The organism is Cognatiluteimonas telluris, from assembly GCF_011320095.1.
Lineage (GTDB): Bacteria > Pseudomonadota > Gammaproteobacteria > Xanthomonadales > Xanthomonadaceae > Cognatiluteimonas > Cognatiluteimonas telluris.
In genome coordinates, this window is sequence record NZ_JAANOY010000027.1 from 1 (window position 1) to 24,759 (window position 24,759).

The following is a 24,759-nucleotide window of genomic DNA, read 5'->3' on the forward strand; positions in this document are numbered from 1 at the left end:
CCTCGGCCCCCGGTGCGGTGGTGGCCGGTGCGGCCGGGGCCGGCGCCGTGGGCGCCGGCGCGGCAACCGCCGCGGCGGCTTGCTCGGCACGCGGATGCAGGCCCTGCAGGTAGCTGCCCAGCGCCTGGATCTCTTCGTCGGTCAGCGACTTGGCCACCGTGGCCATGATCTGGAACGAGTGCGGGTCGCTCTCGCTGGTGGTGCCGGTGCGGTATTCCTGCAGGCGGCGCACCACGTACGCCGACTGCTGGCCGGCGACGTGCGGGTAGGCCGGCCCCGGATTGCCGGCGCCGGTCGGACCGTGGCAGGCCATGCACGCCGGCAGGTTGCGGACGGGGTCGCCACCGCGGAACAGCGACTGGCCGACTTCGTAATACTTCTTGCCGGTGTACGGGCCGGTGGCGATCAGGGTGTCGTCGGCGATCCCGGAAGCGGCCTTCTGCTGCGAGAAGTACGCGCCCAGGTCGCGCATGTCCTGCGCGCTCAGCGGCGCGGCCATCGGCATCATGATCGCGGCCATGCCGCTGGTGCGCTGGCCGGCCTTGAAGTAGGCCAGCTGCCGGGCGACGTAACGCTCCGGCATGCCGGCCAGGCGCGGGTACTGCGGGTCGGTCGGGTTGCCATCCAGGCCGTGGCAGGCGGCGCAGGCGCCGGCTTTCACCGCCCCGGCCTTGGCATCGCCCCAATGCGCCTTGGCCAGGTCCGACACGATCGCGGCATCCAGCGGCGCGGCCTGCACCGGCGCGGCATCGGGCAGCGGGGTGACGGTGGCGGCCTGGCCTGCGGCGGCGGGCGCCGGCGCGGCGTTCTGGGCGAAGGCGACCGCGGCGACCGCGAGCGCGGCGAAGGCAGTCAGACCGAAGGCGCGGGCATGGCGCATGCAAGACTCCAAGGGCGCGAAGCGGCCGCCGAAAGCGGCCGCAGAGAGGCGGAATTATCGTCGCCGCGGCCGCGGGCGGTCAACGCGAGCGGCAATGCCCCGCCAGTGGCCGATGGCGCCTTCCAGCAGGAGCGGCTTCAACCGCGCGCTTTTCCCGCGATGGCCACGGCCGTTACCGGACGTCCCACAACCCAGGCCGCGCCTGCGCAAGCGGTCATTTCGCCAGGGTCGCCGGCGGCGAGGCGGTGAAGGCCGGCAGCAGCAGCGTCGCATCCCAGGCCGTGCCGACGTCGGTGGCGATGTCGATCGCCGGCGCGTGCATTCCCGGCTTGGCGCGGTACGCGTGCGCGCCACAGCGGCCCGCCTGGCAGGTCCATGCCGTCCCGCCCAGGGCTTCGATATCGATCGAGAAGGGGTGGAGGTCGGCAAGATGGCGTCCCGCGGTCATGGGCGGTTCGATCCGGCGGCCGGATTCGTCGAACATGTCCCACGCCGGTCGGTCCGTCATCGCATGGACATTGCCGGTGAGCACGCGCAGCCGGGCCTGCGGTGCGGCGAGCGCCGTCGCGCGCAGGATCGTCGCCATGCCGCGGTTGCGATCGGCGGCATCGGCCGGATCGAACAGCACGATCGACACATCGCGCCCGCGCGCACGCAACAGCCGCACGCGCTCGATCAGTCCGGCCATGGCCTGGCTGTCGCGTCCGTCGTGGTGGGGCTCGGTCCACTGTGCGCCGGCCAGCAACGCCGCGCGGTCGGCGCGGGCGCCGGCGGACGCGAGGTAGCGATCGACGACCGGCTGGTCGCGGGTGGTGATTTCCAGCGCCAGGACCAGCGGGCCGCCCGCGCGCGACTCGCGCTCGATGAGATCGCCGACCAGCGCCGGGATCTCGCGGGTGCCGTGCATTTCGCCCAGCAGCACCAGCCTGCGCGCAGCGATCGTCTCGGCCAGCAGGTCCAGCGCACGACGAGGCGCGATGGCGGAGGTGGGTGCAGGGCCCGCGAAGCCCGGCACCTCGTGATCGGCGCAGGCCGTCGACGCCAGCACCAGGAGCAGGGGCAGCAAGACGCGGAATCGAGGCGACATCGACTTCCCCGGGAATGAACCCATCATCTGGGGCAGCGACGTTCCATCCGCAAGCGCCGGCAACGCGACAAAACCGCTACGGCAGGCGGAATTTCCGCGTCGTGCGCAGCGGCCAGAGCGAAGTGAACTGCGCACCGCCCACCAGCCGGAACGCCGCCGACACGCCCTGCAGCATGTCGCGGCCTTCCAGCACCGCCTTCAGGCGGCGGAACGAATGCTTGGGATCGGGCGTCACCACGAACAGGTTGATCTCGCGCGCATCCAGGTCGTAGCCGTCCAGCGCCGCCGAATCGCCCAGCGCCTGCCGCAGCTCGTCCTGGATCGCGGCGACGGCATCGTCGTCGGCCAGCGACTTGCGCCGGAACTTGATCACGAGCTGGTAATCCATCGCTCGATTGTAGGCGCTGCCGGCGCAGGTGTTGCGCACCGCGCGCGTCGCGGGCTCAGCCGGGCTGGAACACCAGCGCCGGTGCCGGTTGCAGCCAGGGCAGCAGCCAGTGGTCGACCAGCAGGAAGGCGAACAGCGCCATCAGGTACACGATCGAGTAGTTGAACACCCGCATCGCGTAGACCTCGTCCGGCGGGTCCATCAGCTTCCACGCATGCCACAGGAACACCGCGCCCAGCACCAGCGCGCCGCCGAGGTAGAAGTTGCCGCTCATCCCGACCGTGGTCGGCAGCATCGTGACCACCACCAGCAGTACCGTGTAGAGCAGGATCTGCCAGCGGGTGTATTCCACGCCGTGGGTCACCGGCAGCATCGGCACCATCGCGCGGGCATAGTCGGCGCGACGGAAGATCGCCAGCGCCCAGAAATGCGGCGGCGTCCACACGAAGATGATCAGCACCAGCAACAGCGCGTGCTGCCATTGCCAGGCGTGGTGGATGTCGGAGACCGCGGCCCAGCCGAGCAGCGGCGGCGCCGCGCCGGCGACACCACCGATGACGATGTTCTGCGGCGTCGCCCGCTTGAGGTAGCGGGTGTAGACGACCGCGTAGCCGATCAGCGAGGCGAAGGTCAACGCCGCGGCGATCCAGTTGGTCGCCCACAGCAGCAGTGCCATCGACAGCGCGGCCAGCACCAGCGCGAACGCCAGCGCCTGCCGCGACGTGACCTGCCCGACCACGATCGGGCGCCAGGACGTGCGCGCCATCTGCGCGTCGATGCGCGAATCCAGGATCTGGTTGATCGCCGCCGCGCTCGCCGCCGCCAGCCAGATGCCGAGGAAGCCGAACACCGATTGCCGCAGCGGCGGCCATCCCGGCACCGCGAGGAACATGCCGATGATTGCGGTGAACACGATCAGCGCCACCACCCGTGGCTTGGTCAGGCTCCAGTACTGCTTGAACACGCTGTGGCTCATGGCGGTGCGTGGCCTCAGGCGCCAGGCGCGCGGACGCGCGCCACCAGGCCGACCAGCACGAACAGCAGCAGCGCCGCACCGGCGTTGTGCGCGACCGCGACCTGCAGCGGCAGCGCAAGCTTGACGTTGGCGATCCCAAGGCACACCTGCACGACGACCAGTCCGCCGAGCAGCGCGCCGTAACCGCGCATCCCCGGCGTGCGCAACAGCCGCAGCGACAGCCACGACACGTACACGAACACCACCACCGCCATCATCCGGTGCGCGAGCTGGATCGCGATCCGCGAAGCGCCATCGAGCACGCCGCCTTCGTAATCCACGCCGATGCCGCGCCAGACCACGAAGCCCTGGTGGAAGTCGTGCGGCGGCCACCAGCGTCCCACGCAGGTCGGGAAGTCGGTACCGCAGGCGAGCGCGGCGTAGTTGGAACTGGTCCAGCCGCCGAGCGCGATCTGCACCGCGAGCAGCACCAGCGCCAGGACCAGCAACCGGCGCAGCAGGCGCGCATCGGGCACGCGGATCGGTCGCGCGGTCGCGCGCCACGCGGTCCACGTCAGCAGCGCGAAGGTCAGCAGCCCACCGAGCAGGTGCCCCATCACCACCACCGGCTTGAGCAGCCAGGTCACCGTCCACATGCCGAGCAGTGCCTGGAACACGATCGTCGCCAGCGTCAGCGCCGACACCCGCGCCAGGTCGGCATTGGACCAACGCAGGGCCGCGAACAGCAGCACCGCTTCGCCACCGCCGGCGAGCAGCGCCGCGGGCAGGTACTGCGCGCGCATGTACAGGCCGATCGATATCGCCACCAGCACGGCGGCCGCGAGCACCTGGGCGATGCCCCACCGCCGCCGGCGCGCACTGAGCAGGGCCAGCGACAGCACCAGCACGCCGAGGGTGCCGGCGAGCATGCGATGCAGCTGCTCGCGCCAGGCCTTGTGGATTTCGACCGGACGGATCGCGGTCGCCGCGTGGTCGACGATGTGGCTGGTCGCCGTCGGCCAGCTCGCGCGGCCGTAACAGGTCGGCCAGTCCGGGCAACTGAGGCCGGCGTTGGACAGGCGTACGAAGGCGCCGAACACGATCACCCCGAACGCCAGTGCGCACGCCAGCCAGGCCAGGCGGTGGAAGTGGCGATGCACGCCGGGGCGCATGTGGCCGGGCGCGTGCGTCGTGCCGGCGCGCTCGGCGCCGCTGGGCAGGGACGAAACCGGATTGGACGTCGCGCTCATGTCAGATCAACTTCACCAGCTTGGCCAGGTCCGCGCGCAGGCCTGCCGGATCGAAGCCGGGAGCGTAGCGCAGAATGACGAAGCCATTGGGATCGATCACGTACACCGGCACGCCATCGGCCGCTTCGCCGTTGTCCGGGTGCAGGCGCGGCAGGCGCCCGCGCAGGGCGGCCTCGGGTCGCACGATCTTCAACGCCCCGCCGCGCGGCAACGCCGCCGGCGGATCGCCGATCCACAGCACGTCGACGTGCGCGGACTCGGCGCCCATCAGTTGCCAGACCTTCATCAGGTCGTTGCCCAGCCGCAGGCAGGGATCGGCGCAACCCGGCGCCGGCGCAAGCGCGATCCGCCACGTGTGCTGCTGCTGCCGCCACGGATAGGCGCTGCCATCGGCGAGCGTCAGCGTCAGCGCGCGCAGGTCGGTCGGCGGCTGCAGCAGTTCGCCATGCGCCTTGGTCACCGGCGGATGCCATCCGGAAAACCGCAGGATCCCCGCCAGCAGCATGCTGCCGAAGAACAGCGCGAAGATCGCGATCAGCATGATGCGGTTGCGGCGGACCGGGAGGGGGGGCGGTGTGCTCATGGCGTGGCGTGCGGTCGACGTTGGCGGGGAGTGCGGAAGGTCAGCACCAGCGCCGTGACCAGCACGGCCAGGGCCAGGCCGAACCATTGCACGGCATAGCCCAGGTGCCGTTGCGGCGGCAGCGTGTTGGGCAGGATGTCGAGGTCGCGCGCGTAGCCGATCGGCTGCGCGGGATCGAGCTTGAGCACGCGCGGCGCCAGCGTCGGCAACTGCAGTGCGCGGCGCAGCAGCGACAGGTCGAGGGTGATGGTGAGCAGGCTGCCATCGGCCTGCGGCGTGACGATCGCCCGCGCCAGGCCCCCTGACGGCGGCGGCGACAGCAGGCCATCGATCCGGAGCGTTCCGGGGATCGCCGCGATCTTCGGCATCGTGCGATCACCCGGGACCGGCAGCCAGCCCAGCTCGACCAGCAATGGCGGCGCTCCGCGCGCGTCGGGCTGGAACACCCGGTAGGCGCGCACGCCGGTACGGTCGTCGCGCGCCTGGTTGTCGAGCAGCACGGCGGGACCGGGAATGAAATGGCCACGCCCCGCCGCCCAGTCGTAGCCGGTGGCGCGTGCGTCGTTGGCGGCCAGTGCCAATGGATGCGCGATGCGATCGCGGACGACCGCGTGCGAGGCGGCGAGCAGCGCCTGCTTCTCGTGCATGCGCGCGAGCTGCCAGAAACCCAGTCGGGTGAACAGTGCGATCACCAGCACCGCCAGCACCCAACCCACGACGAGGCTGCCGCGGCGGCTCACGCGGCGGGGTCCGGCGGCTGCGATAATGGCCGTCGAGCGCCGCGCGGGCGCGCCATGGACAGCGCCATGAGCAAGCCGATCGAAACCCTGCTGATCATCGCGTTCCTGGTGGTCATCCTCTGGAACCTCGGCGCGGGGCTGTATTACATGCTCGTCGACAAGGGCACCACCAACCGCACGGTGAACGCCCTGACCCGCCGCATCGCGGTGTCCGTCGCGCTGATCCTGCTGATCGCCCTGGCCATCTACATGGGCTGGATCACGCCGCACGGGGTGGGACGCTGAAGCGATCGTGCCCGCGCACCGATAGCAGCGATCGACGACGAAAAAGCGACGGCGGGACCGTCGCTTTTTTGCTGTGGCCTACGCCATCACCGGTTCGCTGGTCGCGACGCCGCGCCTTACAGCACGTACACGAACAGGAACAACGCCAGCCAGACCACGTCGACGAAGTGCCAGTACCAGGCGACGGCTTCGAACGCGAAGTGGTCGTCGCGGCTGAAATGGCCCTTCAGACAGCGCAGCCAGATGATCGCGAGCATGATCGTGCCCAGGGTCACGTGCGCGCCGTGGAAGCCAGTGAGCATGAAGAAGGTCGAGCCGTAGATGCCCGAACCCAGGGTCAGGTTGAGCTCCTTGTAGGCCTCCATGTACTCGGTGGCCTGGAAGGACAGGAAGCTCGCGCCCAGCAGGATGGTCAGGCCGAGGAACACCAGCAGCTGCTTGCGGCGGCCCGCCTTGAGCGCATGGTGGGCGATGGTGACGGTGACGCCTGAGGTCAGCAGGATCAGCGTGTTGAGCAGCGGCAGGCCCCAGGCGGGGACGGTCTGGAAGTGGCCGCCGACGTCCGCCGGACCGTTGCTCGGCCAGCCGGCCGAGAACCCCGGCCACAGCACGGCGTTGGTCATCACCCCGTCGCCCTCGCCATTGAGCCACGGCATCGCGTACTGGCGGGCGTAGAACAGCGCGCCGAAGAACGCCGAGAAGAACATCACCTCGGAAAAGATGAACCACACCATGCCCATGCGGAACGAAGTGTCGACCTGCTTGTTGTAGTAGCCGCGCAGCGACTCGCCGATGACATCGGCGAACCACTTGAACAGGATCGCGGCCAGCGCGACCAGGCCGACGAAGAACACCGCGCGGCCCCAGCTCTCCTCGTTGAGCCAGCTGGCGAAGCCGACCATCGTGGTGAACAGCGCGACCGACGCCACCACCGGCCAGCGGCTGCCGTGAGGGACGTAGTAGACGTTCGGATCGTGGGCGTGCCCGTCGAGAGCGTGCCCGTTGATTGCGTGGGCGTCGGAGCTGTGCGCTTGGGCCATGGCGGGTTCGTTTCCGGTGTGCGTGGAGCAGGAGGTCTGGTGCGGATGGGAAAACGTGGAGTGTATGCGGTCAGGGCGGGCCCAGCGGCGATGGCGCCGCGCCGGCAACGATCTGCGTGCGTGCCGCGGCATTGCCCGGCAGGCGCGCGGTCAGCGTCGCGTTCTTGTAGAAGGTGTAGGACAGGGTGATGGTGTTGACGTCGCGCGGCAGGTCGGGATCGACGATGAAACGCACCGGCATGTCGCGTGATTCGCCCGCCGCCAGCGTCTGCGCGGTGAAGCAGAAACACTCGGTCTTGCTGAAGTAGCCCGACGCGCGCGCGGGCGCGATCGAGGGCACGGCGTTGCCGACGATGTCGTGGTCGCTGGTGTTGCGGGCGAAGAACAAGGCTTCGTACTGCTGCCCGGGATGCACCCGCATCGTCATCTGCTCGGCACGGAAGGCCCAAGGCAGCTTGGAATTGACGCCGCCGTCGAACTGCACCGTCACCCAGCGCGAGGCATCGGCCCTGGCGGCCGCGGCGGCGACCGGACCCTTCTCCAGCCGCACGCCGAACACCTTCTCGCAGGCGATCCGGTACAGCGGCACCAGCGCGAAGGTGAACGCGAACGCGCCCAGCGCCACGAGGACCATCTTGCGGCTGCCGTTGGCGTTGCCGCCCTGCCCGCTCACCGCAACACCCCGAGCAGGATGAAGCCGACGTAGACCACGACCGCGATGCAGGCGAACACGAACACGGTCCGGCGCACCGCCTTGCGGCGCGCGGCGGCCTGTTCCACCGTCAGCGGGACCGGGGGGCGCGACATGGCGTCAGTCGTAGTCCTTGTTCGCGAAGTCGCCGTGGGCGAGGTCGCCGTCGCGGATCACCGGCGGCGTGGTGAAGGTGTGGTGCGGAGCCGGCGACGGCACCGTCCATTCCAGCCCCAGCGCGCCTTCCCACGAGCGCGCCGCGGCCGGTGCGCCATGGCGCAGCGAGTGGCGCAACACGAAGAACATGAAGAACGGCGTCAGGAACATGCCGAAGGCGCCGATCGAGCTGACCAGGTTCCAGTCGGCGAACACGACATTGTAGTCCGGGATGCGGCGCGGCATGCCGGCCAGGCCCAGGAAGTGCTGCGGGAAGAACAGCAGGTTGACGAACACCATCGTCCACCAGAAGTGGATCTTGCCCATCGTGTCGTTGTACATGCGGCCCGTCCACTTCGGCCACCAGTAGTAGACCGCGGCGATGATCGCGAACAGCGCGCCGGTCACCAGCACGTAGTGGAAGTGGGCGACGACGAAGTAGGTGTCCTGGTACTGGAAGTCGGCCGGCACGATCGCCAGCATCAGCCCGGAGAAGCCGCCGATGGTGAACAGGATCACGAACGCGATCGCCCACAGCATCGGGGTCTCGAACGTCAGCGCGCCCTTCCACATCGTGCTGACCCAGTTGAACACCTTCACCCCGGTCGGGATGGCGATCAGCATCGTCGCGTACATGAAGTACAGCTCGCCGCCCAGCGGCATGCCGACGGTGAACATGTGGTGCGCCCAGACGATGAAGCTCAGGAACGCGATCGACGCCAGCGCGTAGACCATCGCCTGGTAGCCGAACAGCGGCTTGCGCGAGAACGTCGGGATGATCTCCGACACGATCCCGAACGCCGGCAGGATCATGATGTAGACCTCGGGGTGGCCGAAGAACCAGAAGATGTGCTGGTACATGACCGGGTCGCCGCCACCGGCGGCATTGAAGAAGCTCGTCCCGAAGAACTTGTCGGTCAGCAGCATCGTCACCGCGCCGGCGAGCACCGGCATCACCGCGATCAGCAGGAACGCGGTGATCAGCCACGACCAGCTGAAGATCGGCATCTTCAGCAAGTCCACGCCCGGCGCGCGCATGTTGAGGATGGTGGCGATGACGTTGATCGCGCCCATGATCGAGCTGATGCCCATCATGTGGATGGCGAAGATCGCCATCGCCACGTTGGCGCCGCCCTGGAGCATCAGTGGCGGGTACATCGTCCAGCCGCCGGCCGGCGCGCCGCCGTGCACGAACAGCGTCGACAGCAGCAGCGTGAAGGCGAACGGCAGGATCCAGAACGACCAGTTGTTCATGCGCGGCAGCGCCATGTCCGGCGCGCCGATCTGCAGCGGCACCATCCAGTTCGCCAGGCCGACGAAGGCCGGCATGATCCCGCCGAAGATCATCACCAGCGCGTGCAGCGTGGTCATCTGGTTGAAGAACTCGGGCTTGACGAACTGCAGGCCCGGCTGCGCGAGCTCGGCGCGGATCACCACCGAGAAGCCCGCCCCGATGATGAACATGATGAAGCTGAAGATCAGGTAGAGGGTGCCGATGTCCTTGTGGTTGGTCGAGAACAACCAGCGCTCGACGAAACCCTGCTGGTGGCCGTGCGCGTCGCTGGCGTGGGCATCGACGGCGTTGGGATAGGTGGCGGACATGGCGTGCCTCTGGATGGCGTATGCGTTCGGTGCGGGGCAGCGGCTGGAACCTGGAAGGCTCAGCCGGCGGTCGCGGTGTTTGCGGCAGTCGCGTCAGCGGCCGGCGCGGAAGCAGGCGTGGCGTCTGTCGCGGCCGGCGTTGCCGCCGCCGGCGCGGCGGGAGCGGCCGGCGCGTTCTTGGCCTTTTCCGCCGCGAGCCAGCGCGCGAAGTCTTCCTTGCTCACCGCCTTGACGACGATGGGCATGAAGCCGTGGTCCTTGCCGCACAGCTCCGCGCACTGGCCGCGGTAGATGCCCGGCTCGCGGATGTCGGTCCAGGCTTCGTTGACGATGCCGGGGATCGCATCCTGCTTCCAGCCCAGCGCCGGCACCCACCAGGAGTGGATGACGTCGTCGGCGGTGATCACGAAGCGGATCTTGGTGCCGACCGGCAGCACCAGCGGGTTGTCGACATCGCGCAGGTAATGCGGATTGGTGGCGAGCGTCGGGATGCGGTGGGTCTGGCGGCTGGCGTCGTCGTTGCGGTCCAGGCGGCTGAGGAAGCTGACGTCCTCGCCCATGTATTCGTACTTCCACAGCCACTGGTAGCCGGTGATCTTGACCGTCATCGCCGAATCGCGGGTGTCGTATTCGGAGATCAGCTTGCTGGTCGCCGGCCACGCCATCGTCACCAGGATGATCACCGGGATGATCGTCCAGATGACCTCGGCGGTGGTGTTGTGGCTGAACTGCGCGGCGACCGCGCCCTTGGACTTCCGGAACTTGAACATCGCGTAGAACATCGCGCCGAACACCAGCACGCCGATCACGACGCAGATCCACAGCGCGGACATGTGCGCGTCGTAGGCCATCTGCGAGGTGTGGGTCACGCCCGGCGTCATGTTCAGCTGCCAGCGGACCGGCTCGTCGGGCTCGAAGTCCTTGCCGGCGGCCTGGGCGAATGCCACTGCCGGCAGCGCCAGGGCGGCGATGGCCGCGCCCGCCCGGGCCAGGCCGGTGCGCGCTGCGTTCCACTGTATCCAACGACCGGCTGTCATCACATCGGGCCCCAAGAGTTGCGTATGAGTCATTCGGGTGGCGCGACACCGACGCGGCGTCGCGATGGCGACACCGCGGCTGGTGGCATCGTGGCAGGCATGGCCCAGGCAGGCCGGCAACGGTCCCGCGGTGCGGCGGGTTGCGCCGGATCGCGGAGGTTGGCGGACCGCGCCGATCCGTACGCTTGGATCATGCCGCGCACCGCGCCTTGGCGGCCGCGGAAACCCTGAAATGGTAGCCCCGCCATGGCATGCGGGCAAGCCGGAACGACGCGGGCGTCCCGTCCATCGCCGCCAGATCACGCAGGAAACCGCGATGGCGCCCGCGTCGCGGGTACGGTGGAACGGTCGCCAGCCGCAGGCCGCGACGCGAAGAGCTGGCGGCGCGCCACGCCCCGGCAGGTTGCCACGCGCGCTGGTCCGCCAACGGGGGCCTCCTATCCGGCGATGGCGCCGGCAAGGTAACCCGTCCTGGTACGCCCCTCGCGCCATCCGGCACGGGTGCCACGCAATGCGTGCCGGTGGTCGCAGCGCGCGGTGAAGGGCTGGATACCAGCGTCACAAGGTGCAGCGCAGATCGGGTCACACAACCGAGCGATCGCTGGCGATAACGATCCCCGGCGTCACATTTTCCGCAACTTCCTCTGGCACGGCGCCACGGCAGGCGCGAAGTAGGCGCCGTCAGGCAGGAGAAGGAGCCGCCGAGATGGCACTGAAGCCCAACGCACCGAAGTGGATGTTGCTGCTTGCGGCGGCATTGCCGCTGGCCCAGGCACTGGCTGGTCCGGCGCAGGCGGGGTTCGGCGTTTCGGCGCAGGTGGTCCGCTCCCACCAGCCGGCCCTGGCCGATGCACTGCCGTTGCCACTGCCCGGCCATGTCATGCAGGAAGATGCCCACGGCCGGCATTACTTCTTCGACGGCTCGATCGCCAGTGCGCGTGCGTTCTACCAGGACCAGATGGTCCAGCGCGGCTACGTGCTGGTGGCGGAGGAAACGGACGGCGTGCTGGATTCCGCGCTGCGCTTCCAGCGCAACGGTGAAGTGACCCTGGTGCGGATCCAGGGCACGCCCGGCATGGGGCCGACCCGGATCAACCTGCTCGCGATGCGTCAGTGACCGCCTGGTCGCGCCGCAGTCGCGCCGTCTCCACCCTCCCCGTCTCGGGCTCGAGCGCCGCCGTCAGAAGGTGACGTCGACGTGGATGGTGTCGCTGTAGCTGCCGTACGCGGCGTTCTCGCCGGCCTGGATCCGACCGAAGACCTGCACCTCACCGACGAAGTCGCCTCCGCCCACCGGGGCCGTGACCGCGCTGGCCGTCTGCGTGCCGCCGCTGCCATCGCCGAACACGAGGCCCGAGTTGGGGCTGCCCTTGTACAGGTTGTAGGGCAGCGTATTGGCGCCCGAACTCATGCTGCGCGGCAGGAAACTGCCACTGCCGCCGCGATCGAGCGCGAAGGTCGCCCCGACGTTGTTCTTGTCGCAACGGATCCGCAGCGTGCCGATGCCGTCCAGCGGCGTGGCCGACAACGGGTCGTAGGTGCCGAACGCAATCTGCGCCGACGAGGTGTCCACGCTGCAGCTGGCACTGCTCGCGGCGCGCGCCGCCCCGGGCAGCATGGCGGCGCAGGCGATCAACCCGATCGCGAGCCAGGCGGAATGCGGATGCATCGGCGACCTCCACGGATGTGCCAGGGCCTGTCGGCTGGAATCATGCGGACATGCGCGTTGCGTCTTCATCATGGTGCCTCCGCCGCGGTGCAATCGATCGTTCCGAGCTGGTTGACGCCGGCCGCGGCGACGGGAACCTGCAGCGTGCAGTGCGCATGCGTGCCGTCGTCGAGTTCGACTTGCACCTCGTAAGCGCCCGGTGCGACGTCCTCGAGATAGAAGCGTCCGCTGCTGCCGATCCTGGTGTCCAAATCCGCCTGGGCGCCGTGCAGGCGCAGCAGGCCGGGACCGGGGTGGGCGAGGTGCAGGCTGCCGGCGATCGCGCGCAACGGGCTGGCATCGAACAGCACCAGTGCACCGCCGTGCCGCGGGACCGCCGCCGGCAGCTCGTTGACGCCCGCGCGCCAGGTCGCCGGCACGTCTTCGTCGTCGTAGCCGATGCGATTCGGGTAGTACGGCAACAGGCCGCGCACGAGCACGTCGCCATGCGCGTCGGTCCTGCCCATCGGCAGGTTCTCGCGCAGGATCTCCACGCCGGCGAGACCTGGCACGCGCGCGAGCGCGAAACTGCTGTCGACCGGCGGGGTGGCGAACACGCGGCCACCGATCGCCACCAGGGCTCCGCTGAGCAGCACGCTGGCGTCGCTGTTGCCGCCGGCGCTCTGCGCGATGACGGTGTAGCGGCCATGCTCGCCCTGGTATTCGCCGCGGCCGAACGCGAAGTCGTCGCCACCGTGGCGATTGAGGCTCAGGTCATAGCCAAAGCCGGTGTCGCTCGGGCGCGAACGGTTGATGTCGGCGTTGTAGCCCATGCCGCCATGGTCGTGGCTGGCGCCGAGGCTGACATTGTCGCGCCCGAAGGTCAGGTTGAGTCCGAGCTGCACGCTGGTGTCGCGCAGGGTGCCATCGTCGCTGCGGGTGACCGCGAACAGCAGCTGCGAGGCGTCCGCGACCCGGTAGCGCCCGCTCAGGCCGTAGCGCGTCTCGGCGCTGGCGCCGTAGTAACGGTTGCGGCTCCAGTTCGCCTGGAAGGAGAGCCGCGCCAGCGGCGACCAGCTGGCCGTCGCGAACGCGTCGCCGCGCGGCTGGCGCAGGAAATCGGGCAGGAACTCGTCCCCCAGCCGACGGTAGCCGCGATCGAAGGCCCGCGTCCCCAGCGAAAGACTGCCCAGGCGGTTGTTGTACTGGTAGGTCAAGGTGCTGGCGCCGCCGCTCAGCCCGGCGCCGCTGCTGCGCGCGTAGGCCGCCGAGACCTCGCCCACCGGCAGTCGCATCGCCGCCTGCACGCCGGCGTTGCCGAGGTCGTCCGTGGCTTCGATGCGACCGCCCAGGGTGAAGCGCTCGCTCAGGCCGCGCCGCCAGAAACCGGCGAGCACGGCCTGGTCGAGATAGCGGTCCTCGAACGGCGATGGCCGCACCCGACCCAGGTGCAGGGCGTATTCGCTCAGGCCAGGCGCAAGCAGCCCCGAGGCACTGTAATAGGACGTGGTGAACAACTCGCGCAGGCCGCCGAAGGGATCGCGCAGCACCAGCCGCACGTCGTTCTGGCCCGGGCTCAGGCCCAGGCCCTGCAGCGAGAAGGGCCCGGCCTGCAATGGCTGGCGGCCGACGAGGACGCCGTTGGCGTAGATCTCGACGGTGCCGGGCGTTTCCAGCACCCCGCTCAGGTAGGGCTGGGGGAAGATCAGCAGGAAGGGATCCAGGTCGAATGCGCTCTGCACACCCACGCCCCCGACCAGCGCGCTGCCGCCCAGCGGATCGGGGCTGAACGCGTATTGGTCGCCCAGGGTCCAGCGCCGCAGCGACTGCGGCTGGTCGAACTCCAGCCGGGTCAGGCCACGATGGAAACCGCCGTCGTCCAGCCATTGCGCGGTGCTGCTCAACGACCATGCGCCGCGCGTGGCCGCGCCGTCCAGGAACAGGTTGCGCGACGCGCGGTGCTGGCCGATGCCGGCCGCATAGTTGAGATAGGCGCTCCGCTCGTGGGTGCCCTGCAACGCCGGCCGCGGCGTGCGCAGGTCGGCATGCTGCGCCGGCATGGCGCGCGCCGGACGCTGGATGTCCAGCCGCAGCTGCACGCGGTCCACGCGCACCTGGATGGCGGGGTCGAGCGCGTCGCCGGCAATGAAGTCGCGGCCATCGATGCGCTGGCTCGGCAGGCCATCGATCGCCATGCCCACGCGCTGCAGGGCGCCGCGCTCGATCAGCACCTGCGTTCCGCGCACGATCACCACCGCGATCCCGTCGCAGCTGCCGTCCAGGCACAGGTCCAGCAGCAGCGTTTCCTGCGCTGGCGCGGCCATCGGCACGGCCGGTGCCTGCGCCGAAGCAACGCCGGCCAGCATCAGGCCCAACGCCAGCGCGCTGACCCGGATCACGGCCGGCAGCGGCGTGGAGACAGCGGCAGGCGCAGTTGCGTGCCGGTCTCCTGCAGGTGCACGCGCAATTCGTTCGCGCGTTCGCACAGCGCCTGCGGCAGGTGCATCCGCACCGGCAAGGTGGCGCCTGCAAGGACGTAGTTGCCCTGCAGGGATTGCTTCGCCAGCGGCACGCCGCCGGCGTCGACCACCTGCACGTCCAGCGGCTGCGGCGGCAGGTAGCGATCACCGCCGTTGTGCAGCGCGAAGGTCAGCCCGCCCCCCTGCCACTGCGCCGAGGCCAGCGCCGCGGCCGGTGCGCCGTCGCGGCCGCCGTCGACGAAGACCGGCAGGCTGATCCTGGTCAGCATGCGCACGCTGTTTGACTGGCGCGGGCCGGTGGCCTGCTCGTCGAGTTCGATCCGGTAGCCGGCTTCGGCCGGATCCTGCGAGGGCACCAGCTGGCCCACGCGCAGCCGCGCGCGGCTGCCGGGCGCGATGTCGAGCAACAGCGGATGCACGATCAAGTCGTCGCTGGGGACCAGCACCCAGCTGCCGTCGGCCGCCATGGTCCAGCGCTTGACCGACACCTCGAAACGCAGCGGCGTCGCGCCGCTGTTACCGACCACCACGGTGTCGACCAGGTGCTTGGGGTCCAGCTGCACGCGGGTCGGGCTGAGCTGGAATTCGGCGGCATGGACCGCGACCGAGAGCAACAGCAATGCCGGCACCGCACGCAGCGCGAGGCGTGGGATTGAACGGATCATCTGCAGGGACCGGGCGCGGGCGGACGGCCGGGGCCGTCCGCCCGAAGGTGATCAGAACGCGACTTCGACCGTCACGACATCGCTGAAGCTGCCCAGGCCGACGTCCTGCCCGGCCGGGATGCGGCCATAGGTCGTCAGCGTGGTCGCGGTGGTCGAGGACGCCGCGGTGAAGGCGACATCGTTGCTGGCATCGCAGCCCCAGGCAGCCGTGCGGCCGGAGTCGGAGTAGATGTCGTAGCTCAGCAGTTCGCTGCTGGTCGCTTCCTTCATCGCGCGCGCGGGAGCGGCGCAGCTGCCGGTGCCGTTCTGGCCCTGGTCCAGGGTCACGGTCGGGCTCATGCCCTTGATGCAGCGCACGTCGACGCTACCGGCCTGGTCGAGCGGGGTGGAGAAATTGACGCTCGACGGATCGTAGGTGCCGAAGGCGATGTCGGTGGTCGAGGTGACGATGCAGCTGCCCTGGACATCGGCGGTGACGTTGAAATTGCCCGACGCGGTCGAGACGGCGGCGCTGGCGGAGCCGGCGACGAACAGCCCGGCGATGGCGATCGAGAGCGAGATCTTGCGCATGATGAGGTTCCCCTGTGTGAGTGCCGCTGGAACCCGAGGAAGGCGAGCCACTTTGGGTCTACTTCGTGCCTCGAGTGGACGCGGACGCTAAGCAGTGCCGTGACCGCTGTCGAGGGCGAATCCGTTTTCCGCGTGCGCCGAGTCACACCACGTGAAGGATTTGTGACGCATATCCCAGTTATCAGGTCGTCCATGCCCCATCCGGCGTGTCGATCCGGCTCCGGAAACCGCATTGCGGGATGCCAACGCGCGGCCATTTCTGCCGTCCGCGGGCGGGTCCGGGAGTGCCAAAAACCGGCGCCCCCGCCATTGCCGGCCGCCGGGCGCGTCGGCGCCTGCGTGGGCCGCTCCCGGCGGGTCGCCACCCCATGCGTCCGGCGGCATCGGCGCGAAAGCCGCTAAAATTGCCTGCTGCATTCGCAGCTCCTGCCGGCATCCGATGACTCCTGACCCCTCAGGCCCCGCCGCTGCCCCGGCGGGCCAGCGTCCACCTATCGTTCCCGTGGCCGGGCCGGCGCCATTGCGCGAGGCGATCACCGCCGCCTGGGTGCGCGAGGAGTCCGAAGCGATGCGCGCGCTGCTGGCACGGGCACGCCAGCCAGACGGCGATCGCGCGGTCATCCAGGCCACCGCCGCCGACCTCGTGCGCCGGGTCCGCGCGCGCGCGCAGGACCAGGGCGCGATCGAGGCCTTCATGCGCCAGTACGACCTGGGCAGCGAGGAAGGCGTGCTGCTGATGTGCGTGGCCGAGGCGCTGCTGCGCATCCCCGATCCAGGCACCGCCGACAAGCTCATCCGCGACAAGCTTGGCGATGCCGACTGGAAGAAACACCTGGGCCAGTCCGACTCGGTGCTGGTCAACGCCTCGACCTGGGGGCTGATGCTCACCGGCCGCCTGGTCGACCTCGCCGACGCGACCCGCCGCGACGTGCACAACGCTTTCCAGCGGCTGGTCGGACGCGTCGGCGAACCTGTCATCCGGCTGGCCGTGCGCCAGGCGATGAAGATCATGGGCCACCAGTTCGTCATGGGCCGCACCATCGACGAGGCGCTGGCGCGCTCGCGCAAGGGCGACAACGCGCACTACCGGTATTCCTTCGACATGCTCGGCGAAGGCGCGTTGACCGCCGCCGATGGCCTGCGCTACCTGGCGGCCTATCGCGAGGCGATCGATGCGATCGGCGGCAGCGGGCCGTTCGCGCACGTGTTCGCCGCGCCGTCGATCTCGGTCAAGCTGTCGGCGCTCCACCCGCGCTACGAGCACGCCAAGCGCGAGCGCGTGCTCGCCGAGCTCGGTCCGCGCCTGCTGCAGCTGGCGCGACTGGCGCAGCGGCACGGCATCGGCCTGACCATCGACGCCGAGGAAACCGACCGCCTCGAGCTGTCGCTGGACCTGGTCTTCGCGGTACTCGGCGATGCGTCGCTGCAGGGCTGGGACGGCTTCGGGATCGTGGTGCAGGCCTACCAGAAGCGTGCGCCGTACGTGATCGATTACATCGCGCACATGGCGAGGCAGCTGGGTCGACGCATTCCCGTCCGGCTGGTGAAAGGCGCCTACTGGGACAGCGAGATCAAGCGCGCGCAGGTCGAGGGCCAGCCGGGCTATCCGGTGTTCACCCGCAAGCCCAACACCGACGTCTCCTACCAGGCCAACGCGCGGCGGCTGCTCGAAGCCGGCGATGCGATCTATCCGATGTTCGCGACCCACAACGCGCAGACGATCGCCGCGATCCATCGCATGGCGCAGACCGTCCTGGGCAGCGCGCGCGGCAGCGACGGCCAGTTCCGCTACGAGTTCCAGAAACTGCACGGGATGGGCGACGACCTGTACGCCGAAGTCATCCCCGCCGATCGGCTCGACGTGCCGTGCCGGGTCTACGCGCCGGTCGGTTCGCACGAGGACCTGCTGCCCTACCTGGTGCGCAGGCTGCTGGAGAACGGCGCCAATTCCAGCTTCGTCAACCGCATCACCGACGAGGCCGTCGCCATCGACGAGCTGATCCGCGATCCGGTCGAAGTCGTCGCCGGATTCGAGTCCATTCCGCATCCACGCATTCCACTGCCGCGCGACATCTACCGCGCGCACGGCCTTGAACGGGACAATTCGATGGGCATCAACCTCGCCAACGACGACCAGCTGCGCACGCTGTCCGCGCAGATCGCCGAGGCCGCGCGCGGCGACTGGAGGGCGTTGCCGCTGGTGCCGGGCGCCATCGGCGCGGGCACGCCGATCGCGATCGCCAATCCCGCCGACCGACGCGAGACGGTTGGTCAGTGGCAACCCGCGGACGGCGCGGTCGTCGAGCAGGCGCTGCGCAACGCGGTCGCCGCGCAACCGGCCTGGGATGCGATGCCGGCGGCGTCGCGCGCGGCCATCCTCGAACGCGCCGCCGACCTGCTCGAAGCGCGCATGCCGCAGTTCATCGCGCTGTGCACCCGGGAAGCGGGCAAGACCATCCCGGATGGCGTGGCCGAGGTGCGCGAGGCGGTCGATTTCCTGCGCTACTACGCGCAGCAGGCGCGGGCGCTGTTCGGCGCGCCGGAGCCGCTGCCCGGGCCGACCGGCGAATCCAACACGCTGCAACTGTCCGGGCGCGGCGTGTTCGTGTGCATCAGCCCGTGGAACTTCCCGCTGGCGATCTTCGCAGGACAAGTCGCCGCCGCACTGGCTGCCGGCAACAGCGTCATCGCCAAGCCGGCCGAGCAGACCAACCTGGTCGGTTATTACGCCGTGCGGCTGTTGCATGAAGCCGGCGTGCCGGAAGCGGTGCTGCAGTTCGTGCCCGGCGACGGCGCCACCGTCGGCGCCGCGCTGACCCGTGACCAGCGCGTGGCTGGCGTGGCGTTCACCGGATCCACCGACACCGCGCGCGCCATCAATCGTGCGCTGGCCGCGCGCGATGCCGCGATCGGCGTGCTGATTGCCGAGACCGGCGGGCAGAACGCGCTGATCGGCGATTCGTCGGCATTGCCCGAGCAGTTGGTGAAGGATGCGCTGGCCTCGGCGTTCACCTCCGCCGGCCAGCGCTGCTCGGCCGCGCGCGTGCTGTTCGTGCAGGAAGACATCGCCGACAAGGTGGTGGCGATGCTCGCCGGCGCGATGGCTGAACTTCAGGTCGGTGATCCGGCGCTGCTGTCGACCGACGTCGGCCCGGTGATCGACTCCGATGCGTTATGCCTGCTGGACGACCACGCGACGCGCATGCGCGGCCAAGCGAAGCTGATCGCGCGGGCAAAGCTGGATCCCGAGGCCACCGCGCATGGCAGCTTCTTCGCACCCACTGCGTGGGAGATCGATGCGATCGACCGCCTGCACAAGGAAGTCTTCGGCCCGGCGCTGCATGTCGTGCGCTGGAAGGCCGACCAGCTGGACCAGGTGATCGACGCGATCAACGCCACCGGCTACGGCCTGACGCTGGGTATCCATTCGCGCATCGACGAAACGATCGAACGCATCGTCGCGCGGGTGCGCGTCGGCAACACCTACGTCAACCGCAACCAGATCGGCGCGGTCGTCGGCGTGCAGCCGTTCGGCGGCCAGGGCTTGTCGGGCACCGGTCCCAAGGCCGGCGGCCCGCATTACCTGCCGCGTTTCGCCACCGAGAAGACGGTGACGATCAACACCACCGCGGCCGGCGGCAACGCATCGCTGCTGACCCTGGGCGACTAGCCCCCGCGACCAGCGCGGAGGAGCAAAAAAAGCCCCGCCGCAGCGGGGCTTTTGGTTGTCGCTGGAGCCCGGTCAGAACCGGTACTGCGCCGACAGGCCGAACAGGTTGGCGTGGCCGTCGAATTCGCCCGCCAGGTGCGAGCCACTGGAGGACACGATGTCGATCTTCGGGGTATCGATGGTGATGCGCTGGAACGCCGCATCGACGCTGAAGGCCTCGCTGACGTGCCAGGTCGCGCCGATCGAATACAGCATGCGGTCGTTGTCGGGCAGGCGCGGGGTGCGGGTGGCATCGTTGGTGGGGCTTTCGTCGCGGGCGATACCGCCGCGCAGCGTGACCATGTCGCTCAGGTCCCATTCGCCGCCGAGGCCGATGTAGGTGGTGTTCTTCCAGTTGAATGGCTCGGCCGCGCCCAGCGGGGCACCGCCGTCACGGAAGATCGCCACCTGCTTGAGCGAGTTCCAGCCGGTGCGCTGGATGTCGCCGAACAGGCGGAACTGCTCGTTGACATCCCACTGCGCGCTCAGGGTATCGATGCTCGGCGTCGCCAGCGGCGCATAGATCGAACCGTCGTTGTAGGCCGTGATGCCCATCGCCCCGAAGGTCGCGGCAACGCTGGCCGGCAGGGTGAAGTTCGCGGTGCCGGTCAGGTCGTGGTCGATCTTGGAGTGGTGCGAGTAGCCGATCGAGAAATTGTCGGCCGGGCGCCACTGCACGCCAGCCACCCACCCCCAGCTGTTGTCGTCGCCCTTGACCTCGACGCTGCCGTCGGCGTTCTGCGGATGGAACGGGAATAGCGGGTTGAAGCAGTTGGTCGGATCGCCTGAGCCGGCGCACAGCGCCGAACCGAAATCGATGGCATTGGACAGCGTCACGTCGGTGCGCTGGTGGATTACGCCCAGCCCGAGCGAGAACTGCGGGGTGATCGCCCAGGCGCCCGAGAGGGTGAAGTCGACCGTCTTCACGTCGGACTTGATCGCGTTGTAGCGGCCGACCCAATCGGCGTCGTACTGGGTCTTCAGGCCGAATGGCGCGTTGACGCTGGCGCCGATGCGGAAGCTGTCACCGACCGGGATGACGACGGCCACCGCGGGCACCAGGGTCGGGTCGCCCGGATCGCCGCCATCGCCGCCGCTGAGCGGGGGCGCGGCAGGGCCGAACGCGGCCGCGGCATTGCCGCCGCCATCGAAGTGGGCGGTCAGGTCGATGTCGGTGACATCCACCTGCACCGTGGTCTTGTCGAGGTTGACCATGGCGGCGGGGTTGTTCACCACGACCGAGGCGTCGTCTTTGGCCACGGCGGTGCCGGCATTGGCGCGGCCAAGGTTCTTGACGCTGTTCTCGCGCAGCTGGAAGCCCGAGGCCTGCGCCTGGCCGACGGCCAACGCTCCGGCGATGCCGAGCGCGAGGGCCGAGAATTGGATGACGCGGGAAGCGATCTGCATGGAAAGGTCTCTCCGGGTGTCGTGGTGGCCTTCTGGTGGGGCCTTGAGTTACCGCATACCAAACGTACCCCGGACAGGCCGACGTACGATGCCGTATCCACTATAACGCCGCTTCACCAATTCATAACAAGGCCCCGCGCACGAAGTTCGTGCCGGGGCGACCTGCCTGCGGGCGGCGATCGCGCTATGGTCGGGTTCCCTCCGGCGGAGGCCGCATGTTCGTCTCCCTGCCCACGCGGGCCCGGCCCAGCCTGTGCTGGGCGACGCCCCTGCTGTTCGCCCTGCTGTGGCTGGCCTACCTGTGGGCACGGACCCGCCCGGGGGCGGCGCAGCACGCGCTGGTGCTCGACTGGGGTGCGCTGACCGGCGGCCAGGCGCTGGCCGACACCCTGCGCGAGCTGTGGACCCAGGGCCGCGGCCTGCGGCTGCTGACGGCGCTGTTCCTGCATGCCGACTGGGTGCACCTGCTGGGCAACCTGGTCTTCCTGCTCATCTTTGGGCTGCCCGCCGAGCGCGTCATGGGACCGTGGCGGTTCCTGCTGCTGTTCCTGCTCGGCGGCGCCATCGCCAACCTTGCCGCGGTGCTGCTGATCGGCGCCCCGCACCGGCTGGTCATCGGCGCCAGCGGCGCGGTCTCGGCGGTGATCGGTGCGTACCTGGCGCTGTTCCCGCGCGCGAAGCTGGGCGTGGTGCTGCCGCTGGGACTGTTCCTGGAATTCGTGCGCGCGCCCGCCTCGCTGCTGATCGGGATCTGGGCGTTGTTGCAGGTGGTGTTTGCCTACATCGGGCCGGCCTTTGGTGCCGTCGCGTGGGCCGCGCACATTGCCGGCTTCGGCTTCGGCGTCGCCTATGCGCTGTTCGTGCGCGCGGCGATCGCGCGGCGCCTGCGGCGGCAGCGGGGGTTCTAGCCGGTTCGGCCAGCGGCGGGCGCCCTGCGCCGGCTGCCTGTCGCGGCGCGCCGCACCGCCGCTGCCAGTTCGCCCATGCTCATCGCCGCGCGATCGACCGCAACCTATAATTCCGCGATGGCCACGCCGCTGTACAAGATCAGCTTCCTCAACCATGGCCGCGTCTACGAGCTCTACGCCCGGCGCGTGGCATCGAGCAGCCTGTGGGGCTTCACCGAAGTGTCGGAGCTGGTGTTCGACCTCAACGACGGCCTGGTGATCGACCCGACCGAGGAGCGCTTGCGCGACGAGTTCGGCCACACCCGCGTGCTGCACCTGCCGATGCAGGGCGTGCTGCGGGTCGAGGAGGTCGAGCAGAAGGGCAAATCGGCGATCCGTGACGCGGCGACCGGCGAAAACGTGGTCACGCCGTTTCCGCTCAGCGCCAAGCCCAGGTAAGCGTCAACCCACGCTCCCGCCGATGACGCTGCGCCGCTCCTGTCTGCAGGAGCGGCGTCAGGCCACGCGCGTTGCGCCGCCGGGTCACCTCGGCTGGCCATCCCGTGCGCGCTGCGCTTGCCCGGGCTAGGGTGCGGGCGCGCTGGGGTCTGCCGGCGCAAGCATCTTCTTCAGTTCGGCCAGCGCGGCGGCGATCGGCGCGTCGCCGTCCAGCACGTCACCGGCGTGGCTGCCGGCATCGCCTTCGTCCTCGCCGTGCAGGTGGCCCGGCAGCGTGGCTTCGGTGTAGTCGGCGTGGCCGCCGTTGGCGGCGCCGGCAGCCGGATGCAGCACCACGTCCGGGGCGATGCCGCGCGCCTGGATCGACTTGCCGCTGGGCGTGTAGTAGCGCGCCGTCGTCAGCTTGACCGAGTCGCCGTTGTCCAGCGGCAGCAGGGTCTGCACCGAGCCCTTGCCGAAGGTGCGGCTGCCGACGATGCGCGCGCGGTGGTTGTCGGCCAGCGCGCCGGCGAGCACTTCGGCGGCGCTCGCGGAACCGGCATCGACCAGCGCGACGATCGGCGCGCCGTGCATGCGATCGCCGGGGGTGGCGTTGAACTGGCTGTCGCTGACCGCGATCCGGCCACGGGTGCTGACGATGTGGCCGCGATCGAGCAGGTCGTCGGCGATCTGCACCGACGAGGTCAGCAGGCCGCCAGGGTTGCTGCGCAGGTCGAGCACCAAACCGCGCAGGCCGGGATTGCCGCTGTCCGGGGGCGTGGCGGTGCTGTTGGTCGCGGCGCGGGCCGAACCGGCGTTGCCGGATGTCGCGCCCGCAGGTTTTACGGCCTTCGCAACGCCCGCATCCGCTGCGGCGCCGGGCCGCCGGACCTGCGCCTGCAGCGTGGCGAGCTGGCGTTCGAAATCGGCGGCGGTATCGGCCTGGAATGCCGCGATGCGGATGTACCCCAGGCCCGGCTCGAGCATCCGGCTGCGCACGCTGGCGACGCGGATGGTTTCGCGCGTGAGCTTGACGTCGAAGGGCTTGGCCACGCCTTCGCGTTCGATGGTCAGCGTCAGCGCGCTGCCCGCCGGGCCGCGCAGCGGTCCCTGGCTGTCGGCGTCCTCATCGCTGGCCACCGCCTTGCCGTCGACCGCAATGATGACGTCGCCCGACTTCAGGCCCGCGCGTGCCGCGGGGGTGTCGTCGATCGGCGCGATGATCTTGATCGTGCCGTCGTCCTGCACCTGCACCTCGACGCCGATCCCCGCGTAGGCGCCGCTGGTTTCCTCATCGAAGGCTTGCGCGTCGCTCTTTTCCAGGTAAGCGCTGTGCGGATCCAGGTCGAGCAGCAGGCCCTTGATCGCCGACTGCATGAGCTTGCGGTCGTCGACCGGATCGACATAGGCCTCGCGCACGGCGTTGAAGACGCCGACGAAGCGGCGGATCTCTTCCAGCGGCACCTTGGCCTGTTCGGTTTCGACCGCGTCGGGATCGTCGCTGGCCGGGATTTCGTCGTTGGCCGCGGGCGGCGCCTGTGCCTGCGTTGGTGCGCTCGCCGGCGCGGGGGCGGGTGGCACCGGCGCCTCCTGCGCGAGGACCGCCGACAGCGGCAACACCAGCAGCAGCGGCAGCCAGGAACGAAAGCGCATGGACGACTCCGGGAGGTTCAACGATGGAAGAGGCGCACGGGCCAGCGCCCGCCGCACAAGAGTAAGCGCTGCCGACCCCGTCACGCGTGAGCCATCGGGCCTGCCGGGGCGCGGACGTCGGTCGGCCGCGTTGCCGGCTAGCGTTTCTGCAGCCATCCGATCGGATCCACCGGCTGGCCGCCGCGGCGCAGTTCGAAGTACAGCGCCGGCGCGCCCTGGCTGCCCGACGTGCCGACATTGGCGACCGGGTCGCCGCGCCTGACGTCGTCGCCGACGTCGCGCAGCAGCGCCTCGTTGTGCGCGTACAGGCTCATCGTGCCGTTGCCGTGGTCGACGATCGCGATCAGGCCGTAGCCGTTCATCCAGTCGGCGAAGACGACGCGGCCATTGGCGACCGCACGCACCGCGGTGCCGGCCGGCGCGGCGATCAACACGCCCTGGCTGGTGCCCCCGTCGGGCAAGGTGCCGCCGAAGCGCGCCAGCAGCGTCCCCGACAACGGCCACCCCAGGCCGCCGACCTGCAGTGGCGCGGCGTTGACGATCACCGGCGGCGGCGGCCGCGGCGTCACGCGCGGCAGGCCGCGGGCGGCATTGGCGGCGTCGCGGCG

General features: G+C 69.7%; 24 protein-coding genes. 5 read left to right on the plus strand and 19 right to left on the minus strand.

Features of this window, described 5'->3' with window-relative positions:
* The 7 genes from G7B67_RS10905 to G7B67_RS10935 form a co-directional block, all read right to left on the minus strand.
* Positions 1 to 880, minus strand: an 880-nt coding sequence (locus G7B67_RS10905) for a c-type cytochrome (protein ID WP_166212201.1), incomplete at its 3' end; no start/stop codon positions are given.
* Positions 881 to 1,094: 214 nt separating this feature from the next.
* Positions 1,095 to 1,946, minus strand: coding sequence for a ChaN family lipoprotein (locus tag G7B67_RS10910; protein ID WP_166212204.1), 852 nt, complete (start codon positions 1,944 to 1,946; stop codon positions 1,095 to 1,097).
* Between the two features lie 97 nt (positions 1,947 to 2,043).
* A complete protein-coding gene (locus tag G7B67_RS10915; RefSeq protein ID WP_166212207.1) occupies positions 2,044 to 2,355 on the minus strand; it encodes a hypothetical protein in 312 nt (103 codons plus the stop codon).
* Between the two features lie 55 nt (positions 2,356 to 2,410).
* A complete protein-coding gene (locus G7B67_RS10920) occupies positions 2,411 to 3,331 on the minus strand; it encodes a heme o synthase (protein ID WP_166212210.1) in 921 nt (306 codons plus the stop codon).
* Positions 3,332 to 3,345: 14 nt separating this feature from the next.
* Complete coding sequence (locus G7B67_RS10925) at positions 3,346 to 4,482, minus strand: COX15/CtaA family protein (RefSeq protein ID WP_166212265.1); 1,137 nt, start codon at positions 4,480 to 4,482, stop codon at positions 3,346 to 3,348.
* 79 nt (positions 4,483 to 4,561) lie between these two features.
* Complete coding sequence (locus G7B67_RS10930; RefSeq protein WP_166212213.1) at positions 4,562 to 5,143, minus strand: hypothetical protein; 582 nt, start codon at positions 5,141 to 5,143, stop codon at positions 4,562 to 4,564.
* Positions 5,140 to 5,883, minus strand: coding sequence for an SURF1 family protein (locus G7B67_RS10935; protein WP_166212216.1), 744 nt, complete (start codon positions 5,881 to 5,883; stop codon positions 5,140 to 5,142). Before G7B67_RS10935 ends, G7B67_RS10930 begins: the two co-directional genes overlap by 4 nt.
* Positions 5,884 to 5,949: 66 nt before the next feature.
* Between G7B67_RS10935 and G7B67_RS10940 the strand changes: the two genes are divergently transcribed.
* A complete protein-coding gene (locus G7B67_RS10940) occupies positions 5,950 to 6,168 on the plus strand; it encodes a twin transmembrane helix small protein (protein ID WP_166212219.1) in 219 nt (72 codons plus the stop codon).
* Positions 6,169 to 6,284: 116 nt separating this feature from the next.
* Here the strand turns inward: G7B67_RS10940 and G7B67_RS10945 are convergent, their stop codons facing one another.
* From G7B67_RS10945 to coxB, 5 genes are all read right to left on the minus strand, one after another.
* A complete protein-coding gene (locus G7B67_RS10945) occupies positions 6,285 to 7,208 on the minus strand; it encodes a cytochrome c oxidase subunit 3 (RefSeq protein WP_166212223.1) in 924 nt (307 codons plus the stop codon).
* Between the two features lie 70 nt (positions 7,209 to 7,278).
* Positions 7,279 to 7,881 carry a cytochrome c oxidase assembly protein gene (locus G7B67_RS10950; RefSeq protein ID WP_279303996.1) on the minus strand — a complete coding sequence of 201 codons (603 nt, stop codon included), beginning with the start codon at positions 7,879 to 7,881 and terminating at the stop codon, positions 7,279 to 7,281.
* The gene (locus tag G7B67_RS10955; RefSeq protein ID WP_166212226.1) at positions 7,878 to 8,015 is read right to left on the minus strand and encodes a hypothetical protein; all 138 of its coding nucleotides are present in this window, start codon (positions 8,013 to 8,015) and stop codon (positions 7,878 to 7,880) included. Before G7B67_RS10955 ends, G7B67_RS10950 begins: the two co-directional genes overlap by 4 nt.
* Positions 8,016 to 8,019: 4 nt before the next feature.
* Positions 8,020 to 9,657 carry a cytochrome c oxidase subunit I gene (gene ctaD / locus G7B67_RS10960; protein WP_166212229.1) on the minus strand — a complete coding sequence of 546 codons (1,638 nt, stop codon included), beginning with the start codon at positions 9,655 to 9,657 and terminating at the stop codon, positions 8,020 to 8,022.
* Between the two features lie 59 nt (positions 9,658 to 9,716).
* Positions 9,717 to 10,694, minus strand: a complete 978-nt coding sequence (gene coxB / locus G7B67_RS10965; protein WP_166212232.1) for a cytochrome c oxidase subunit II — start codon at positions 10,692 to 10,694, stop codon at positions 9,717 to 9,719.
* A 706-nt stretch (positions 10,695 to 11,400) separates the two neighbouring features.
* Between coxB and G7B67_RS10970 the strand changes: the two genes are divergently transcribed.
* Positions 11,401 to 11,811, plus strand: coding sequence for a hypothetical protein (locus G7B67_RS10970; RefSeq protein ID WP_166212235.1), 411 nt, complete (start codon positions 11,401 to 11,403; stop codon positions 11,809 to 11,811).
* Between the two features lie 63 nt (positions 11,812 to 11,874).
* Here G7B67_RS10970 and G7B67_RS10975 read toward each other — a convergent pair whose 3' ends face one another.
* The 4 genes from G7B67_RS10975 to G7B67_RS10990 form a co-directional block, all read right to left on the minus strand.
* The gene (locus G7B67_RS10975; RefSeq protein ID WP_166212238.1) at positions 11,875 to 12,363 is read right to left on the minus strand and encodes a Csu type fimbrial protein; all 489 of its coding nucleotides are present in this window, start codon (positions 12,361 to 12,363) and stop codon (positions 11,875 to 11,877) included.
* A gap of 68 nt (positions 12,364 to 12,431) precedes the next feature.
* On the minus strand, positions 12,432 to 14,741 hold the full coding sequence (locus G7B67_RS10980) for a fimbria/pilus outer membrane usher protein (RefSeq protein WP_166212241.1): 2,310 nt from the start codon (positions 14,739 to 14,741) through the stop codon (positions 12,432 to 12,434).
* Positions 14,738 to 15,487 (minus strand): fimbrial biogenesis chaperone, encoded by a 750-nt coding sequence (locus G7B67_RS10985; protein WP_166212244.1) that lies wholly within the window; start codon positions 15,485 to 15,487, stop codon positions 14,738 to 14,740. The genes G7B67_RS10980 and G7B67_RS10985 overlap by 4 nt, the downstream gene beginning before the upstream one ends.
* Positions 15,488 to 15,538: 51 nt before the next feature.
* Positions 15,539 to 16,057, minus strand: coding sequence for a Csu type fimbrial protein (locus tag G7B67_RS10990; RefSeq protein ID WP_166212247.1), 519 nt, complete (start codon positions 16,055 to 16,057; stop codon positions 15,539 to 15,541).
* 439 nt (positions 16,058 to 16,496) lie between these two features.
* On the opposite strand from G7B67_RS10990, the gene putA reads away from it, so the two are divergent.
* Positions 16,497 to 19,727 carry a bifunctional proline dehydrogenase/L-glutamate gamma-semialdehyde dehydrogenase PutA gene (putA, locus tag G7B67_RS10995; RefSeq protein ID WP_166212250.1) on the plus strand — a complete coding sequence of 1,077 codons (3,231 nt, stop codon included), beginning with the start codon at positions 16,497 to 16,499 and terminating at the stop codon, positions 19,725 to 19,727.
* A 72-nt stretch (positions 19,728 to 19,799) separates the two neighbouring features.
* On the opposite strand, the gene G7B67_RS11000 is transcribed toward putA, so the two are convergent.
* Positions 19,800 to 21,173, minus strand: coding sequence for an OmpP1/FadL family transporter (locus tag G7B67_RS11000; RefSeq protein ID WP_166212253.1), 1,374 nt, complete (start codon positions 21,171 to 21,173; stop codon positions 19,800 to 19,802).
* A gap of 215 nt (positions 21,174 to 21,388) precedes the next feature.
* On the opposite strand from G7B67_RS11000, the gene G7B67_RS11005 reads away from it, so the two are divergent.
* Both G7B67_RS11005 and G7B67_RS11010 read left to right on the plus strand, forming a co-directional pair.
* Positions 21,389 to 22,081 (plus strand): rhomboid family intramembrane serine protease, encoded by a 693-nt coding sequence (locus G7B67_RS11005; RefSeq protein WP_166212256.1) that lies wholly within the window; start codon positions 21,389 to 21,391, stop codon positions 22,079 to 22,081.
* Positions 22,082 to 22,198: 117 nt separating this feature from the next.
* Positions 22,199 to 22,519, plus strand: coding sequence for a DUF1820 family protein (locus G7B67_RS11010; protein WP_166212259.1), 321 nt, complete (start codon positions 22,199 to 22,201; stop codon positions 22,517 to 22,519).
* A gap of 126 nt (positions 22,520 to 22,645) precedes the next feature.
* On the opposite strand, the gene G7B67_RS13460 is transcribed toward G7B67_RS11010, so the two are convergent.
* On the minus strand, positions 22,646 to 24,151 hold the full coding sequence (locus G7B67_RS13460; RefSeq protein WP_243412340.1) for a S41 family peptidase: 1,506 nt from the start codon (positions 24,149 to 24,151) through the stop codon (positions 22,646 to 22,648).
* Between the two features lie 137 nt (positions 24,152 to 24,288).
* Positions 24,289 to 24,759: murein hydrolase activator EnvC family protein (locus G7B67_RS11020; protein WP_166212262.1), on the minus strand; the 471-nt coding region annotated here is incomplete at its 5' end.